This window comes from Clostridium nitrophenolicum, assembly GCF_055391695.1.
On the sequence record NZ_AP042469.1, the window covers coordinates 410,610 to 427,431 of the forward strand.

Consider the following 16,822-nt stretch of genomic DNA (forward strand, 5'->3'; position numbering starts at 1 on the left):
GTTGCTATGACAAGTACTATTATTTTGTGGGTAGTTATTGGTGCTATAGCTCTGCTCGTAGATATTATAACTAGTGCTTTTATATTTGTTTGGTTTACAATTGGAGCTATTGCAGCAATTATAGCACAAATACTAGGTTTTTCTTTTGCAGTTCAGTCTATCATATTTGTAGCCATAAGTGCTATATTAATGGCAGTTGGATATCCAATGGCTAAAAAGAGTATTAAGATGTCTGTAAAGCCAACACCAACTAGGGAACAGACCTATTTAGGAAAAGAAATTGTTGTGGATGAAGACATAGTAAGTAATGGGTCTGTAAAAATAGATGGGGTATATTGGGCTGCTAAAAATGAAGGTGAGATGGTTAAAAAGGGAGACAAGGCAAAAATTATAGGCGTTGAAGGAAATAAGATAATTATTAGAAAGATTTAGGAGGATGAAAAATGTTTGGAAAAATTTTATTTTTAATTATTCTGCTTTTCATAATTATTACTATTATATCTTCTATTAAAATTGTTAACACTGGATATGTATATGTAGTTGAAAGATTTGGTCAATTTCACAGGATATTAGAACCAGGTTGGCATTTAGTAATTCCATTTGCAGATTTTGTTAGACAGAAGGTTTCAACAAAACAGCAAATACTTGATATTGAACCTCAAAATGTTATTACAAAGGATAATGTAAAAATATCAGTAGACAATGTTATATTTTATAAAGTAATGAATCCTAAAGATGCAATTTATAATATAGAAAGTTACAAATCAGGTATAATTTATTCAACTATAACAAACATGAGAAACATAGTAGGAAATATGGCACTTGATGAAGTTTTATCAGGAAGAGATATGATAAATTCTGAGCTTTTAAAAGTTGTTGATGATATTACAGATGCTTATGGAATTAAAATTCTATCTGTTGAAATTAAAAACATAATACCACCAGGAGAAATTCAACAGGCTATGGAAAAGCAGATGAAAGCAGAAAGAGATAAGAGAGCTGTAATTCTTGAAGCAGAAGGTGCTAGACAAAGTGCTATAGCGAGAGCAGAAGGTGAGAAGCAATCAAAAATATTACAAGCAGAAGCAGAGAAAGAAGCAAATATTAGACGTGCAGAAGGTCTAAGAGAATCTCAATTACTTGAAGCAGAAGGTAAAGCTAGAGCAATTGAAGCGGTTGCAGAAGCACAAGCAAAAGCTATTAATATGGTAAATAAGTCAATAATAGAATCAGGCACTAATGAAACAGTTATTGCTCTTAAACAGGTAGAAGCTCTTCAAGAAATGTCTAAAAACCCTGCAAATAAGCTTATACTTCCAAATGAAACACTATCTTCTTTAGGAAGTATTGCGGCTGTAGCTGAAATGCTTAAAGGTACTAAATAGAATATAGGGTTTCACAGCGGTAAGTTAACTTACATGACTGGATATATTTAAATAGTAAATAATTTTAAATAGGTAGAGCCTTTGTATAATATAGAGGCTCTACCTATTTATGCATCTATAAAAAGAAAATTACATATAGATAGAGTGTAGCTATAGCTACTGTTAAAATAGTCATTGGAAAAGCAACTTTAAAATACTTCTTAAAAGTAATTTTATGTCCTCTTTCTCCTGCCATACTAATTGCAAGAACATTTGCGCTAGATCCGATTATTGTACCATTTCCTCCAAAACATGCACCAAGAGAAAGTGCCCACCATAAAGGTGTAAGATTAATTCCAGAGAGCTCCCCCATATCTTTAATCATTGGTATCATTGTTGCAACGAAAGGAATGTTATCAACGAAGGCTGATGCAATGGCTGAAACCCATAATATTGCCATAGTTGTCAGAAGTAAATTTCCATGAGTTATATTCAATACCCATTGAGCTAAAAGTTTTATTGCACCTGCTTCTTGAAGACCACCTACAAGCATAAACAGCCCGCTAAAGAAAATGATAGTGCTCCATTCAACTTCATGTAGTATTTTTTCAGGATTTAATTTTGATATAGATAGAAGGACAACTGCACCTGTAATCGCTATGGTTGCAGATTCATAATGAAGCACCCCGTGAAGTATAAAACCAGTAAAGGTTAATGCAAGTACTACTATGCTTTTAACAAGAAGGTTCTTATCTTTTATTGCTGATTTTTCATCCATTCTCAAAACTTTTTCTTTTGATTCTTCTGTTGTAGTTAACATAGGTTTATATATTAAAGCAAAAATGAAAGTTGTTAAAAATAATAGCGGTATAGCAATAGGAGCATCAACTTTTATGAAATCAATAAATTTTAAACCTACTGAACTTCCTATCATAATATTTGGTGGATCCCCTATCATGGTTGCTGTTCCGCCTACGTTAGATGCAAAAATTTCAGTTATTATAAAAGGAACAGGAGATATACGCAAATCTTTTGCTATGTCAAATGTTATTGGGATTATCAACAATATAGTTGTGACATTATCAAGTATGGCTGAAAGCATACCTGTTACTATAGATAAGAATATAAGTAATATTTTTGGATCACCTTTTGCTATTTTTACAGCTCTAATTGCCATATATTCAAATAGTCCGGTTCTTTTAACAACCATAACTATAATCATCATACCAATTAAAAGTCCAATAGTATTATAATCAATATGAGCAAAGGCATGCTCTTGACTTATTATCCCTGTAAGTATCATCAGAGAAGCTCCAATAAAAGCAATCAATGTTCTATCAAGTTTCTCAAATATAATAAATACATAAGCTATAAGAAATATAGAGCAGGCTAAAATAATTTTAAGTGAGTTATTATCCATATTAAATCCTCCTAATTAAATTATTATTTGAGTTTTATCTTAAAAATATTTATACAAGCCAAAAAAAGGTGGAAAAGTCCATAAAATGGACTTCCCACCCCAGAAGTCAGATGCTTGAAAACGAATATAATTCGATCAACCGTACTTAAATATTAAGTTGATTTAATAGTAACATAATATTTAAAGATAATCAACTATATCTTATGTAGTTAAATATACAACATAGGACATTGATCATTATAAAATAATCAATGTCCTATGTTGTAGTTTTATTAAGTTTTGAAAATAGTGGATAACTTCTCTCGACAATTATAATTTTAATATTTTTATGTATTTCTTTGGTAACAAAAGTATTAAAATTAGTTACAAATAAGTTACAGTTATATGATATTGATAATTTTCAAAAGATAAGTATGATATAATTACAACACAATCATATTAAACATTAGGAGGATTTTATGGAAAGAAAAGTTCTATTAGTAGAGGACGAAAGCTCTATAAGAGGCTTTTTAAAGATAAATTTTAAAAGAAATAATTTTATTGTAATAGAAGCAGAGAGTGGAGAGATCGCTATAGAAAAAGCAAGGCGAGAGAAACCTATTATAACAATATTAGATATAATGCTGCCTGGAATGGATGGATTTAAAGTTTGTGAGATTTTAAGAAAGGAATTCTCGAATATGGGTATTATAATGCTTACGGCTCGAAGTCAAGATATGGACAAGATAATGGGTTTAGAGTTTGGAGCAGATGATTATATGATAAAACCTTTCAATCCACAAGAGTTAATTGCCAGAGTAAATGCGCTTTTAAGACGTATAGGAAATAGTATAGATACCTCAGTTAAGGTACTAACGTCTGGTGACTTTAACATAGATGAAACTGCAATGAAAGCTTATAAAGGAGGTAAAGAGCTAGATTTGACTCCAAAGGAGTATTCACTTATTAAGATATTTATAGAAAACGAAAATAAGGCTTTAAGTCGTGATGAGTTATTAGATTTGGTCTGGGGGTACAGCTATTTAGGAGACACAAAAATAGTAGATGTAAATATAAGAAGATTGAGAGAAAAAATAGAAGATAACTCCTCAGAACCTAAGTATATAGAAACAGTTTGGGGTGTAGGGTATAGATGGAGAAAGGATTGATACATTGAAAGGAATAAAGGGTAGATTAATAGGGAGCTATATATTTATAGTTGCTATAACTGTTGCTATACTTGAGATCTTTCTTGTGGCAGCAATAAGAGGATATTACTATAAAAATATAGAAAATATGTTATCAAACCAAATTAAAGTTTCTGTAGATTTTTACAACAGCTACCTATCATCTTCAAATTTGAAAAAGAATATACAAGATAACACAGATATATTTTGGAAAAATACCTCAGCTGAAGTACAGATTATTGATACTTCTGGAGAAATGCTTATGGATTCTATAGGAAATTTTATTCCGGGAAAGGTGCCGGGAGATGATATAGAAGATGCATTAAGGGGAGAAATGGGTACATATACTGGAAAAGATGTAAATACAAAGGGAAAAATTATGTGTGTATCTTATCCATTAAAGTCATCAGATAAAATTGAGGGAGTACTTAGGTTTGTTACTTCTCTTTCTGAAGTAGATAAAGTAATAACAAAGATAACACTAATTTTAATTTTGATAGGCATAACAGTCATTATAATTAGTAGTGTTGTAGGTGTATTTTTATCTAATACTATTGTAAAGCCTTTAGATGGGTTAACAGATATGGCGAGAAAGATTGCATCAGGAAGATTTAATGAAAGAATAGTTAACAAAAGAAACGATGAGATTGGGCAACTGTCCGATACATTAAACTTTATGGCTGATGAAATAGTAAAAAATGATAAGCTAAAAAATGAATTTGTAGCATCTATATCTCATGAACTTAGAACGCCTCTTACATCCATAAAAGGTTGGGCATCAACTATTCGTACCGGAACTTTAGAGGATAAGCAGGAAATAATGGACGGATTGGAAATAATAGAAAAAGAAAGTGATAGGTTATCTAAATTAGTTGAAGAGCTTTTAGACTTCTCAAAATTTGTATCAGGTAAGATTGTGATGCAGAAAGATTTTGTCGACATGAAAAACACTATATCACATATACAAAAACAGATGATGCCTAGGGCTCAAAGACAAAAGATTACTTTTGATATTCATTCAGAAGAGTTACCATTAATGCTAATAGATGAGAATAGAATTAAGCAAGTTCTTATAAACATACTTGATAATGCTTTCAATTTTACTCCTGAAGGTGGATGTATAAGTCTTAACCTAAGAAAGAGTAACTGTGCGTTGTTTATAACTGTAAAAGATTCAGGAGTTGGAATAAGGCGAGAAGATTTACCTAAGGTAACTGAAAAATTTTTTAAAGGAAAGAACAGCAAATCAGGAAACGGAATTGGGCTGTCAATTTGCAGCGAAATAGTTAGTATGCATAATGGACAAATTGCAATTAATAGCGAAGAGGGGAAAGGAACTATAGTACAGATAATACTGCCAATAGAAGATAAATTTTAATTATAGGGTTATAAATCGGTTAGTTAATTTATACCCTAGGATATTTTTCGAGATTCAGTCTGTTAAAATCTTTTAGTCAGTCTAAAAGATGTATTTCAGAGAAATTAAGAACTTAGATAAACTATAAAAAGAAAAGGTGATTTTCCTTGAAAAAAATTGTTATAATAACAGTTAGTTTGTTAGTTGCTTTAATATTTATATTTCATAAATATATTAATATGTCTTTTAGCACACAGGTACTGCCAGTAGCGATAAAAAGTTTTCCTATAGAAGGGCGATGGGTTGTTACTAGGTGTGTTTTGACAGATAGTTCAGCAGCATCGGAGAGTAATACTAAAGAATTCTGGAATAAAGAAGCTATCTTCAGCGGGGAAGAGGTATATTTTAATAATGAATCATGCAAGAACCCTAATTTTAAAATTAAGATAGTAGATACAAAAAGTTATTTTTGGGATAGTTTTAAAGTAAGACCTGCTGATATTGGTATATCAGAGAAAAAGGTTAAGGTAGTTACAATATCTTCTGGCAATACTTTCTTTGATGAGTATATACAGACAAATGATAATCAAATAATAAAAAATAGTAATGGTATGCTTTTGTTTTTTACTAGACAGGGAACTGAAGTTAGTAAGCTTCCAGGTGCATATGAGCCCAAAAGTAGCAAAGTACTTATGACTAAATTTCAAAAAGATATAGTTTCTAAGAGCGGGCTTCTTCTTGGTATAAAGTGCAAAGAAGAAAATGGATATAGTTATAAAACACTATGGATAAGTTCAAAATACAAAAACTTGGAAGAAATAAAGGAAGTCAAAAATCTTTTAGTGCCAAGAAAGAATGGGTTTTGGGAAATAGGTATGGACAAAAATATTCTTTGGGGAAAATCCTTAAATAGTAATAATTCTAAATACAAAAGCAGAACATTAGTTAATAGCGAGATTACTTTTGTAGGAAATGAGTACATATCTTTAGATAACAAAGATTCAGGATTAGAAGTTGTTGCTATAGATAATTTAAATGGAGACAATATAGCATTTTCAAAAGCTTTTGGAAGTGATGCAGGGGAAGCATTAAAAAAGAGTGCAGAATTATTTCTAAAAAGATTAAATAAAGGGAATCTCAATCAAACAGATATGAATTATATGGAGAAAAATTGGGCTGTTATCAGGCGTAGTGGAAGATGGATTTTAAGAGGAAGGACAGAAAATGGAGACTTTGATATTGCTTATGCCACACCAAGTATCTTAACTACATATGATGATTTATATATACCCTTTAATTCGATAAAAAAGGTAGTGCCAGATGCAGTAGATGCATACGCTTCCCCTAATAGAGACATTTTAGTTGTAGTTACAGATACTAATATAAAAGTATTCTCTATAAATAATAAGGATATAGGTAAAATTAAGGCAGATATAAAACTAAAAGATAATGAAAGTGTGGTTATGGGACAGTGGGCAACTGGAGAGTATGTAGAAGAATGGGGAAAAGTAGTGAATAAAGTATCCTCCCTTAGTACTAGTTCACAATCTCCTACAAAGCAGTTATCTGAAAAATAGTAGATGTGTATTTAAAATAATAAAATAGACTGGATATGAATATGTTTTCGTATCCAGTCTATTTGTTATATCTATAAAAAAGATTATAATTTAATATTCCGATAATTGAAGGTTCCATATAAATGAGTGTTAGCAAGTGCTTAGGTTATGCAACGTTTACAGGATAAAATTCATCATTTTGTTCCATTATAGAGCAATAAATAGTACGGAAAAAGGTCATGTTTTGTAAATATAAATCAATAAAAATAGAAGTAATTTAAAGAAAAATGAAGTAAAGCAAATAAAATGAAGCATATTTTTGTTTTAATAGAAATTTTGATTAAAATTATCCATAAAAAGGTTGATTTTATAAAAAAATTATTTATAATAGTTTATATAGCTAGAATTAATTGGAAAAAATAACGAGTTGTGGAAATAGAAGGGGATGTTTGAGAGATGGGGAATGGCAATCCTAATGTTGCATATTTTAGTATGGAATTTGGTCTAAATTCAAGTTTTAAAATTTATGCTGGAGGACTTGGAATATTAGCAGGTGACTTTTTGAAGTCAGCTAAAGATAATAAACTTCCTGTCATTGGAGTAGGTATAAAGTGGAAACAAGGATATGTGGAACAGCATATAGATAGCCAAGGTAGAATAGTCGACTCTTTTTACAATAATGAATATGATTTTTTAAAGGATACTGGTGTCAAAGTTAACGTGAAAATTAGAGGTAGAGATGTTTTTTGTAAGGTATGGAAAGTAGAGTGCTTTGGAAACTCAGAATTATATTTGCTAGACACTGACCTCCCAGAAAATAACGATAGATGGATTACGGGTCAATTATATGGATGGTTTGAGGAGGAAAGAATAGCTCAAGAGATGGTTCTTGGTATTGGAGGGATAAGGGCACTTAGAGCTTTAAATAAAAATGTTGATGTATATCATTTCAATGAAGGTCATGCAGTATTTGCCGGCTTTGAGCTTATAAAAGAAAAGAGAGACAGAGGATATAACCCTTATGATGCATGGAATGAGTCCAGAAAAGAGATCGTGTTTACAACCCATACACCAGTTTTCGAAGGTAACGAATTTCATGGACTAGATATTTTAGAATATATGGGAGCTTTTAATGGTTTAGATAGATATCTAGTTAAAGAAATAGGTGGGGAGCCTTTTAATATGACAGCAGCAGGTCTTAGATTATCAAGAAAATCTAATGCGGTATCTGCACTACATGGTAGAATTGCTAATGATATGTGGAAGTCTATTGATAAAAGAAGTGAAATAATAAGTATAACAAATGGAGTACATGTTCCCACTTGGGGAGATATGGACTTAATTGGCGCGTGCCAAAGAAAAGAAGATATAACTGGCTATCATAGGAGGAATAAGCAAAAGCTTATAGATTTCATTTACCAGGAGACAGATATTAAATTGAATGAAGATAAGCTTCTAATTGGCTTTGCGAGAAGGGCAGCACCTTATAAGAGAGGGAATCTTATATTTACAGATGAAAGCAAGATAGGTACACTTCTCAAAAATAGAGATGTTCAAATAATAATATCTACTAAAGCTCATCCACTAGACTTCAGTGGCAAAGAAATAATTAAGCATATTTTAAGCATACAGAAGCAATACTCTCAATCCGTTGTATTTTTAGATAACTATAATATGGAGAAAGCTATGCTTCTTACAAAAGGTGTAGATGTATGGTTAAATAATCCAAGGGTAACTAAAGAAGCTTGTGGTACTTCCGGTATGAAGGCAGCTATTAATGGAGTATTAAATTTAAGTACTTTAGACGGGTGGTGGCCTGAAGCTTGCTGGGATGAAGTAACAGGATGGCAGATAGGTGGAGGATTTGTTTCAGAAGATGCAAATATTCAGGATAAACATGATGCGGATAGCTTATATGACGTCCTCATAAATAAAGTTGTTAAAACTTACTATAATGATCCTAAAAGATGGCAAGAAATGATGAGTGCAAGTATAAATGGAATGGTAGATAGATATTCGGCAGATAGAATGATAAAAGAGTATTATGACAGATTATATAATTAGATCTCAATATAGTCTAGTTAAAAAAATTTAAAGTAAGTTTATAATTATAATGTAATAAATGTTTTATATAAAATGCATTAGACTTATAGATAAATATTAGGGGGAGAGAAACAAAATGAAAATATTAATGCTTTCATGGGAGTACCCACCCAAAACCATAGGGGGATTATCAAATCACGTTTTTTATTTGTCGCAATCCTTAAATAAGATGGGCCACGAAATACATGTGATAACCTGTGAAGAAGGTACGGCTCCTATTGAGGAAAATAATAATGGAGTTTTTGTACACAGGGTATCACCATATAAAATAGACACTAATGATTTTGCAAAATGGGTTATGCAACTTAACTTTTCTATGGTAGAAGAAGCGATAAGAATTATAACAACAGAAGGAAAGTTTGATCTGATACATGCCCATGATTGGCTCTCAGCATTTAGTGCTAAAACATTAAAATGTTCTTTTAAAATACCTACTGTATCTACTATTCATGCAACAGAGTATGGTAGAAATGGTGGAATAAGAACGGATATGCAAAGATATATATCCTCTACGGAATGGCTTTTAGCTTACGAATCATGGAAAGTTGTTGCATGTAGTAATTATATGAGACAGCAAATAAGTGATGTCTTTTCCGTGCCTTGGGATAAAATTTGGGTAATACCTAATGGAGTATGTCTAGAGACATTTAACTTTGAATTCGATTGGTTAAATTTTAGAAGGAAGTATGCTAGAGACGATGAAAAAGTGGTATTTTATGTTGGAAGACATGTGTTTGAAAAAGGAATTCATCTTCTTGTAGAGGCAGCTCATAGAATAGTTGAAAATTATAATAATACAAAAATTATTATAGCTGGTACAGGTCCAATGACAGAAGAGCTAAAATCTAGAGTAAGACAGATGGGATTAGAATCAAAAGTGCAATTCACAGGTTATATGAGTGACCAGGATAGAAACAAAATGTACAGAGTTGCAAATGCTGCTGTATTTCCTTCACTATATGAACCTTTTGGAATTGTTGCTCTTGAGGCAATGGCAGCAGGATGTCCAGTAATAGTTTCTGATACAGGTGGACTTGGAGAGATAGTTGAGCATAAGGTCAATGGATTAAAAGCTATAAATGGATGTGTAGATAGTTTAGTAGACAATATTAGTGAAATTTTATATGATGAAAACTTGGCAAATTCTTTAAAGAAGAATGCTTTAAGTTCAGTGCATGAGAGATATACCTGGGATAAAGTTGCTGAAATTACAATGGATATGTATAAAATGGTGAAAGAAGAATCAAAGAGAACTGAATGGGAAATTAAAGGGAAAGATGAATTAGAAATAAAAGAAAAACTAAATAGAGATAAGGAAAAGGGATTAGGTATTGAGGAATTAAATATAAAAGAACCTGAGTTTATAGAGAAAGAATCAGGTAAAAAGAAAAGGGTCAACAAATAAAGAATATATAAATTTCAAAAGAGGGGATGAGGTTTATGAAAGCTATAATTATGGCAGGTGGAGAAGGAACAAGATTAAGGCCTTTAACTTGTAATATACCTAAGCCCATGATGCCAATAATGGATAAGCCAGTAATGGAGTATACAGTGGAACTTTTAAAGAAGAATGGAATAACTGATATAGGAGTTACATTACAATATTTACCTGATGAGATCACTAATTATTTTGGAGATGGCAGGGAATTTGGAGTTAATATGAGATATTTCATAGAAGAGACTCCTTTAGGCACTGCTGGTAGTGTTAAAAATGCAGAAGGATTTTTAGATGATAGTTTTATTGTTATAAGTGGGGATGCATTAACAGATATAAATTTATCAACAGCTATTGCTTATCATAAAAAGAAAAAATCTACAGCAACTTTAGTATTAAAAGAAGTTCCTGTACCGCTGGAATTTGGAGTTGTTGTAACAGACAATGACGGACGGGTTACAGGATTCTTAGAAAAGCCAAGTTGGAGCGAGGTTTTTAGTGACAAGGTAAACACAGGAATATATATACTTGAACCGGAAATATTCTCATATTACGAGAAAAATCAAAAGTTTGATTTTAGTAATGATCTATTTCCTATACTTTTAAATGATAAGAGACCTATGTATGGGTATGTAGCAGAAGGATACTGGTGTGATATCGGAAATATAGAGCAATACATTAGATGTCATTTTGATATATTGAAGAGCCTAGTAGATGTCAATATAAAAGGTGAAAAATATAAGGATGGTATATGGGTTGGTGAAAATTGCGAAATAAGCACTGAGGCCAAGATATCTAGTCCTGTCTATATTGGAAGTGGTACAAAAATTTATGAAAAATCAGAAATTGGACCATACACTATATTGGGTAAAAATAATATAATTTCCAATGGAGCTACAATAAAGAGAAGCGTTCTCTTCGATAATTGCTATATAGGAGATAATACGGAAGTCAGAGGAGCAGTTTTGTGTAAAAAAGTACAACTTGAGTCAAAAGCTTCTGTATTTGAAGAAGCAGCAATTGGTGATGATACGCTTATAAGGGAAAGAGCTATTGTAAAGCCTGGAATTAAGATATGGCCAAATAAAATTATCGATTCAAGTACTGTGGTAAAATCTAATGTAATATGGAGAGGAAAATTTTCTAAATCCTTATTTGGCAAAAAAGGTATAACTGGAGAAGTTAATGTTGATATTACTCCAGAATTTGTTTCAAAGTTAGGTTCAGCATATGGTTCACAATTAAAGTCAGATTCAAAGGTTGCTATTGCCTGTTGCGATAGTGGAGCAGCTCAAATGTTTAAATATTCATTAGCGACTGGGCTTCTTTCTATGGGAATCGAAGTTTTAGATTTGGGAAGATTACCGAGATCAATAACAAGGCAATCAACATTATTCTTTGGAGTACAAGGAAGTGTCCATGTTTCAATAGATATTGATGATCCTCAAAAGGTGAACATAGTATTTATGGATAAGAACGGACTTGATATAGATAAAGGATTAGAAAGAAAAATAGAAAATAGCTTTATAAGAGAAGAGTTTAGAAGAGTTAAAACAGATACTTTTAGAAAGATTGATCACATGCGCGATTGTATCGATTATTACGTAAGACAAATTGTAAATCAGCTTGGTGTTAATAATATAAGAAGCCAAAAGTATAAAGTAATTTTAAGCGTAAAAAATCCTATGGTTTTAAATATAGTTAAAGCTATATTCCAAGAACTTAAAGTAAATGTTAAGATCTATGAAGAATTCAATGATATTTTAGGCTTAAGAAAAGAAGTAGTAGAAAATAATGCTAGCTTAGGCGTTAGAATTGATGATGAATGTGAAGGGGCTTTAATTATTGATGAAAAAGGAAATATAATAAGAGATGATTTATATGATGCATTAAATGCACTTGTTATGTTGAAATCTACTAACATTAGAACACTAGTGGTTCCTGTAACAGCTTCATCTACCATGGAGCAAATAGCGGAAATGTGTGGATGCAAGTTTATAAGAACTAAAACATCGCAAAAATTCATACTAGATGCTTACTTAAAGAATGAAAGTAGAATAGGTAAAAGAGAAATGATTAATGCTTATTTAATGACACTTGATTCAATAAGTGTATGTATGCTAGCAATTAATCTTATGGCTGTATGTAATTTGCCTCTTTCCAAGATACTTACTCAAATTCCTAAATATTATATAACAAAAAAAGAAGTAAAGTGTCCTTGGAATATGAAAGGTAAGGTAATGAGGAATCTTATTGAAGAGAACGATTCAAATTCTGTAGACTTAATTGAAGGAGTTAAATTAAACTTTGATGATTCATGGGCTTTAATTCTGCCGGATGCAGAAGAACCTCTATGCAGAGTTTATGCAGAATCGAAGGATTCAGACGAATTGAAGAAAATTACAGATAACCTTTTAAAGAGAATTGAAACAATAACATTAGAAGAATAAGCTAACTTAGCAGAACACCTATAGGATATAGGCCGAAAGTTAACTTATACGCCGGGATATGCTTCCAAGCTTCAGTACGTTAAAAACTTTTAGCCAGTCTAAAGCTTGTGTTTTAGACGACCTAAGCACCTTCGAGAAACTCGCTATGCTCAGACAACTCGAAGGTGCTAAGGTTGTCTTAAAACACTTCACTAAGACTGGTACAAAGTTTTTAAATCTACCTTCAGCTTTGGAAGCATATCCCTCTGTATAAGTTAACTTTCTGGTTTTGACCCTAAAGGAGAGTTCTGCTTTTTTTCTACTTTAATGTTATAATAGACTTATTAAATATTGCTTATGTGAGGTAATAATATGAGTTTAAGGTTTATATTTGGGAGAGCAGGCAGCGGTAAAAGTTATTACTGTTTAAATGATATAAAGAAAAAAATAGAAGAAGGATGTTCTCATCCCCTTGTACTTTTAGTACCAGAGCAATTTTCATTTCAGGCAGAAAAAAACCTCATAAAAACTGTAGGAGAAGAAGGAATGCTAAAAGCTCAAGTATTGAGTTTTAAGAGAATGGCCTATACAGTTTGCAATGAAGTAGGTGGATTAAGTAGACAACATATTAATAACTCAGGAAGAAGTATGCTCATTTATAAAATAATGTCTGAGAATAAAGATAAGTTAAAAGTTTTTGGAAAAACTGCAAAAAAACAGGGTTTTGTTACAACTGTATGTGATATTATTACTGAGTTTAAGAGATACAATATTACTATTGAGCTTTTAAATAGTGCCTTAGATAGAGTAGAAAGTGAAAACTTAAAAAATAAAATTCAAGACTTAATTTTGATTTTTTCAGAATTTGAAGAAAGATTACATAAGAATTACATAGATACAGATGATGATCTTACTATACTTGCAGAAAAAATTGACAAGTGTCATTTATTTGATGGAGCAGAAGTGTGGATAGATGAATTTTCAAGTTTTACTCCACAGCAATATATCGTTATTGAAAAGCTGATGAGTAAGGCAAAAAGAGTCAATATGACCTTGTGTACTGATTGTCTTAATGGGGATTGTAAGGTTGAAAATACAGATATATTTTCAACAACTAAGAATACAGAACAAAAGCTTTTAGAAATTATACAAAGAAATAATATAAAGTATGATAAGCCTATAGCTTTAAAGTGCAGTCCATGTTATAGATTTAAAGATAGCGAAGAGCTTCAGCATCTTCAGCATTACTTATTTTCTTATCCCTATAAATCGCACAGAGGAGAAGTTTCAGATTTGCATATTATTAAAGCCTTAAACAAATATGTAGAAATAGAGGAAACAGCCAGGGATATTATAAGAATATGCAGAGATAAAGGGTTTAGGTTTAGAGATATAGCGGTGGTAAGTGGAGACTTAGATGGATACGAAAACTTAGTTAGAGCAATTTTTTCAGAGTATAATATACCCTATTTTGTAGACAAAAAAAGAGAAATAGTAAATAATCCAATAATCGTACTAATAGTTTCAGTAGCTGAAATTCTTGCTAGAAACTGGTCCTATGAATGTGTATTCAGGTATTTAAAAACAGGACTGCTGGATCTAAGCAATGAAGAAATAGATATATTGGAGAATTATGTGTTAGCAAATGGTATAAGGGGTAAGAGGTGGATAGACGAGAATCCATGGAATTATAGAATAGACTATGATTTTGAAGATGAAGAAGTATCGGATGAGGAAAAAGAAATTCTAAATAGGATAAATGAAATTCGATATAAAGTAATAAGACCTTTAGTAATCCTTTCAGAAAATATAAAAGGAAGAAAAAAGGGCATAGAAATGTGCGAGGGATTGTATCAATTTCTTTGTGAAATTCAAGTTCCAGAAAAATTAGAGCACTGGATAAGTGATTTTAAAGAGCTGGGAGAGCTAGATAAATCAAATGAATATACGCAAATATGGGATATTGTAGTAGAGGTATTAGATCAAATAGTAGAAGTTGTAGGTGACAATATCCTAAGTATGGATGAGTTTTCGAAGATTTTAGCTACCGGCTTTGGAGAGTATGAGATAGGTGTAATTCCACCAGCCTTAGATCAAGTTCTTGTAGGAAGCGTTACTAGATTAAAAAGTCATGATGTTAGTGCATTGTACATAGTTGGAGTTAATGATGGTATTTTCCCTGCAGCTGTTCCTAGCGAAGGTATACTAACGGATGTTGATAGAGAAGGACTTAGAGAAGGAGGCCTAGAGCTTGCAAAGGATACAAGAAGCAGGGCTTTTGAGGAACAATTTTTAGTGTATACTACATTAACTATTGTAAGTAAGTATTTAAGATTAAGCTATGCTATGTCAGATGAAGAAGGAAAAGCTAAAAGACCATCTATAATTATATCCAGAATAAAGAAGGTTTTTCCAGATATTTTAGAACAAAGTTGTTTAGCAGAAGAAAGAGGCGACAATGAAAATATTAAAGCTATAACAGGACCTAATGCTACTTTTAATGAGCTTGTAAGCAACATAAAAAAAGATTCTCAAGGAGAATATATTAGTCCTCTATGGCTAGATGTATATAGATGGTATAAAAATAATAGTGAATGGAGTGAAAAGCTCGATTCAGTATTAAATGGCTTTAGTTATACAAATACAGCTGAAATTTTAGATACATCAAAGGTAAGAAAGCTTTATGGAAGACATATGAGCATAAGTGTATCGCGATTGGAAAAGTACGTGGAGTGTCCTTTTGCATATTTTATGCAATATGGACTTAAAGCCAAAAGTAGAAAAATTTATAATTTTAGTTCTCCAGACTTAGGAAGCTTTATGCATAGTATATTACAAAGTTTTTCTGTTATGTTGAAAGAACACAACTTGAGCTGGAAGGACATAGATAGAGAGTGGTGCGAGAATAATATAAATGATATTGTAAATTCAACAATATCTAAAATTCCAGGGTCTATACTCAGCAGTTCAAAAAGATATGGTCATGTGACTAAAGGGTTAAAGCGGATACTAACTAGATCTGTGTGGCTTATTACAGAGCATATGAAAAGAGGTGGATTCACACCTAAAGGATACGAGTTGAGCTTTAGTAATTCTGGAGATTATCCTCCGATAACTGTGGAACTCCATTCTGGTGAAACTGTTAGTCTTATAGGAAGGGTAGACAGAATTGATAGCGTAGATGAGGAGAAGGCGACATACTTAAGAATAGTAGACTATAAATCTGGAACCAGAGAGTTTAAGCTGTCAGATGTTTATTATGGTCTACAAATGCAGCTTTTAATATATTTAGACGCAATGCTTACAGAATTAGAGGAGAGAATAAACAAAGATGCTCTTCCAGGAGGAATTCTTTATTTTAAGCTTGATGATCCTATAATAAAGGGAAAAGGTGAACTGTCCGATAGTGAAATAGAAAAAAGAATAATGAAGAGCTTAAAAATGAATGGGCTCTTACTTGATAATCTTGAAGTTATAAAAGAGATGGACAGTGAGATAGAAAAAAGTTCTGATATTATTCCTGTAACCATCAAAAAAGATGGAGAGATATCAAAATCCCAATCCTCTGTTGCAACTTTAGAACAATTTCAGCTTCTAAGGAAGTATGTAAAGGATACTATAGCAGAGTTATGTGAGCATATATTAGAAGGAAATATTGATATAAATCCATGTAAGAAGAAAAATAAAAATTCTTGTGAATATTGTATTTATCCAGCAATATGCCAATTTGATACAACGATAAAGGATAACAAGTATAGAGTTTTAGAGGATAAATCTGATGAAGAGGTTTGGCGAGCTATTGAAGAAAAATTAAATAATTAGTAAGGAAATGCCTCAAGAGCAATTTATTGCTCTTGAGGCATTTATTATGTAAAATAACCTAACCTGTATTTTTAGCAAAGCACAGGTTAGGCTGCTAAATAGGGTTTTAAGTACTTGTAGTACTTAAAATTTGGAGGTGATAGGGAAAAATTGTAAAAATTAAGTGGGGG

10 protein-coding genes and 1 other annotated feature are annotated in these 16,822 nt (G+C 31.7%); of the genes, 9 read left to right on the top strand and 1 reads right to left on the bottom strand.

Annotation, left to right across the window (positions count from 1 at the left end; translation table 11 throughout):
* The first annotated feature begins 6 nt into the window (after nucleotides 1–6).
* Both ACZ5N4_RS01870 and ACZ5N4_RS01875 read left to right on the top strand, forming a co-directional pair.
* Nucleotides 7–432, top strand: a complete 426-nt coding sequence (locus tag ACZ5N4_RS01870; protein ID WP_464206658.1) for an NfeD family protein — start codon at nucleotides 7–9, stop codon at nucleotides 430–432.
* Between the two features lie 11 nt (nucleotides 433–443).
* Entirely contained in the window at nucleotides 444–1,385 is a 942-nt protein-coding gene (locus ACZ5N4_RS01875; RefSeq protein ID WP_464206659.1) for an SPFH domain-containing protein, read from the top strand.
* 115 nt (nucleotides 1,386–1,500) lie between these two features.
* On the opposite strand, the gene ACZ5N4_RS01880 is transcribed toward ACZ5N4_RS01875, so the two are convergent.
* On the bottom strand, nucleotides 1,501–2,784 hold the full coding sequence (locus ACZ5N4_RS01880; protein ID WP_464206660.1) for an ArsB/NhaD family transporter: 1,284 nt from the start codon (nucleotides 2,782–2,784) through the stop codon (nucleotides 1,501–1,503).
* An 88-nt stretch (nucleotides 2,785–2,872) separates the two neighbouring features.
* Nucleotides 2,873–2,925: a sequence feature (sodium ion sensor (DUF1646 type); this cis-regulatory element may regulate processes involved in with the transportation of sodium ions), on the bottom strand.
* A gap of 317 nt (nucleotides 2,926–3,242) precedes the next feature.
* On the opposite strand from ACZ5N4_RS01880, the gene ACZ5N4_RS01885 reads away from it, so the two are divergent.
* From ACZ5N4_RS01885 to addB, 7 genes are all read left to right on the top strand, one after another.
* Complete coding sequence (locus tag ACZ5N4_RS01885) at nucleotides 3,243–3,932, top strand: response regulator transcription factor (RefSeq protein WP_464206662.1); 690 nt, start codon at nucleotides 3,243–3,245, stop codon at nucleotides 3,930–3,932.
* Nucleotides 3,933–3,936: 4 nt separating this feature from the next.
* Nucleotides 3,937–5,328 (top strand): sensor histidine kinase, encoded by a 1,392-nt coding sequence (locus tag ACZ5N4_RS01890; RefSeq protein ID WP_464206664.1) that lies wholly within the window; start codon nucleotides 3,937–3,939, stop codon nucleotides 5,326–5,328.
* A 146-nt stretch (nucleotides 5,329–5,474) separates the two neighbouring features.
* Complete coding sequence (locus ACZ5N4_RS01895) at nucleotides 5,475–6,884, top strand: hypothetical protein (RefSeq protein ID WP_464206665.1); 1,410 nt, start codon at nucleotides 5,475–5,477, stop codon at nucleotides 6,882–6,884.
* Nucleotides 6,885–7,319: 435 nt separating this feature from the next.
* Nucleotides 7,320–8,927: an alpha-glucan family phosphorylase gene (gene glgP / locus ACZ5N4_RS01900; protein ID WP_464206667.1), complete on the top strand. Its 1,608-nt coding sequence runs from the start codon at nucleotides 7,320–7,322 to the stop codon at nucleotides 8,925–8,927.
* 115 nt (nucleotides 8,928–9,042) lie between these two features.
* Entirely contained in the window at nucleotides 9,043–10,371 is a 1,329-nt protein-coding gene (locus ACZ5N4_RS01905) for a glycosyltransferase family 4 protein (RefSeq protein WP_464206669.1), read from the top strand.
* Nucleotides 10,372–10,406: 35 nt separating this feature from the next.
* Nucleotides 10,407–12,851, top strand: coding sequence for a sugar phosphate nucleotidyltransferase (locus ACZ5N4_RS01910; RefSeq protein WP_464206671.1), 2,445 nt, complete (start codon nucleotides 10,407–10,409; stop codon nucleotides 12,849–12,851).
* 351 nt (nucleotides 12,852–13,202) lie between these two features.
* Complete coding sequence (addB, locus tag ACZ5N4_RS01915) at nucleotides 13,203–16,652, top strand: helicase-exonuclease AddAB subunit AddB (protein WP_464206672.1); 3,450 nt, start codon at nucleotides 13,203–13,205, stop codon at nucleotides 16,650–16,652.
* Nucleotides 16,653–16,822 lie beyond the last annotated feature (170 nt).

Bases quoted from the DNA above. Each gene is read 5' to 3' on its own strand.
- ACZ5N4_RS01870 (WP_464206658.1), top strand. From the start codon at position 7: ATGACAAGTACTATTATTTTGTGGGTAGTTATTGGTGCTATAGCTCTG.
- ACZ5N4_RS01875 (WP_464206659.1), top strand. From the start codon at position 444: ATGTTTGGAAAAATTTTATTTTTAATTATTCTGCTTTTCATAATTATT.
- ACZ5N4_RS01880 (WP_464206660.1), bottom strand. From the start codon at position 2,784: ATGGATAATAACTCACTTAAAATTATTTTAGCCTGCTCTATATTTCTT.
- ACZ5N4_RS01885 (WP_464206662.1), top strand. From the start codon at position 3,243: ATGGAAAGAAAAGTTCTATTAGTAGAGGACGAAAGCTCTATAAGAGGC.
- glgP (WP_464206667.1), top strand. From the start codon at position 7,320: ATGGGGAATGGCAATCCTAATGTTGCATATTTTAGTATGGAATTTGGT.
- ACZ5N4_RS01905 (WP_464206669.1), top strand. From the start codon at position 9,043: ATGAAAATATTAATGCTTTCATGGGAGTACCCACCCAAAACCATAGGG.
- ACZ5N4_RS01910 (WP_464206671.1), top strand. From the start codon at position 10,407: ATGAAAGCTATAATTATGGCAGGTGGAGAAGGAACAAGATTAAGGCCT.
- addB (WP_464206672.1), top strand. From the start codon at position 13,203: ATGAGTTTAAGGTTTATATTTGGGAGAGCAGGCAGCGGTAAAAGTTAT.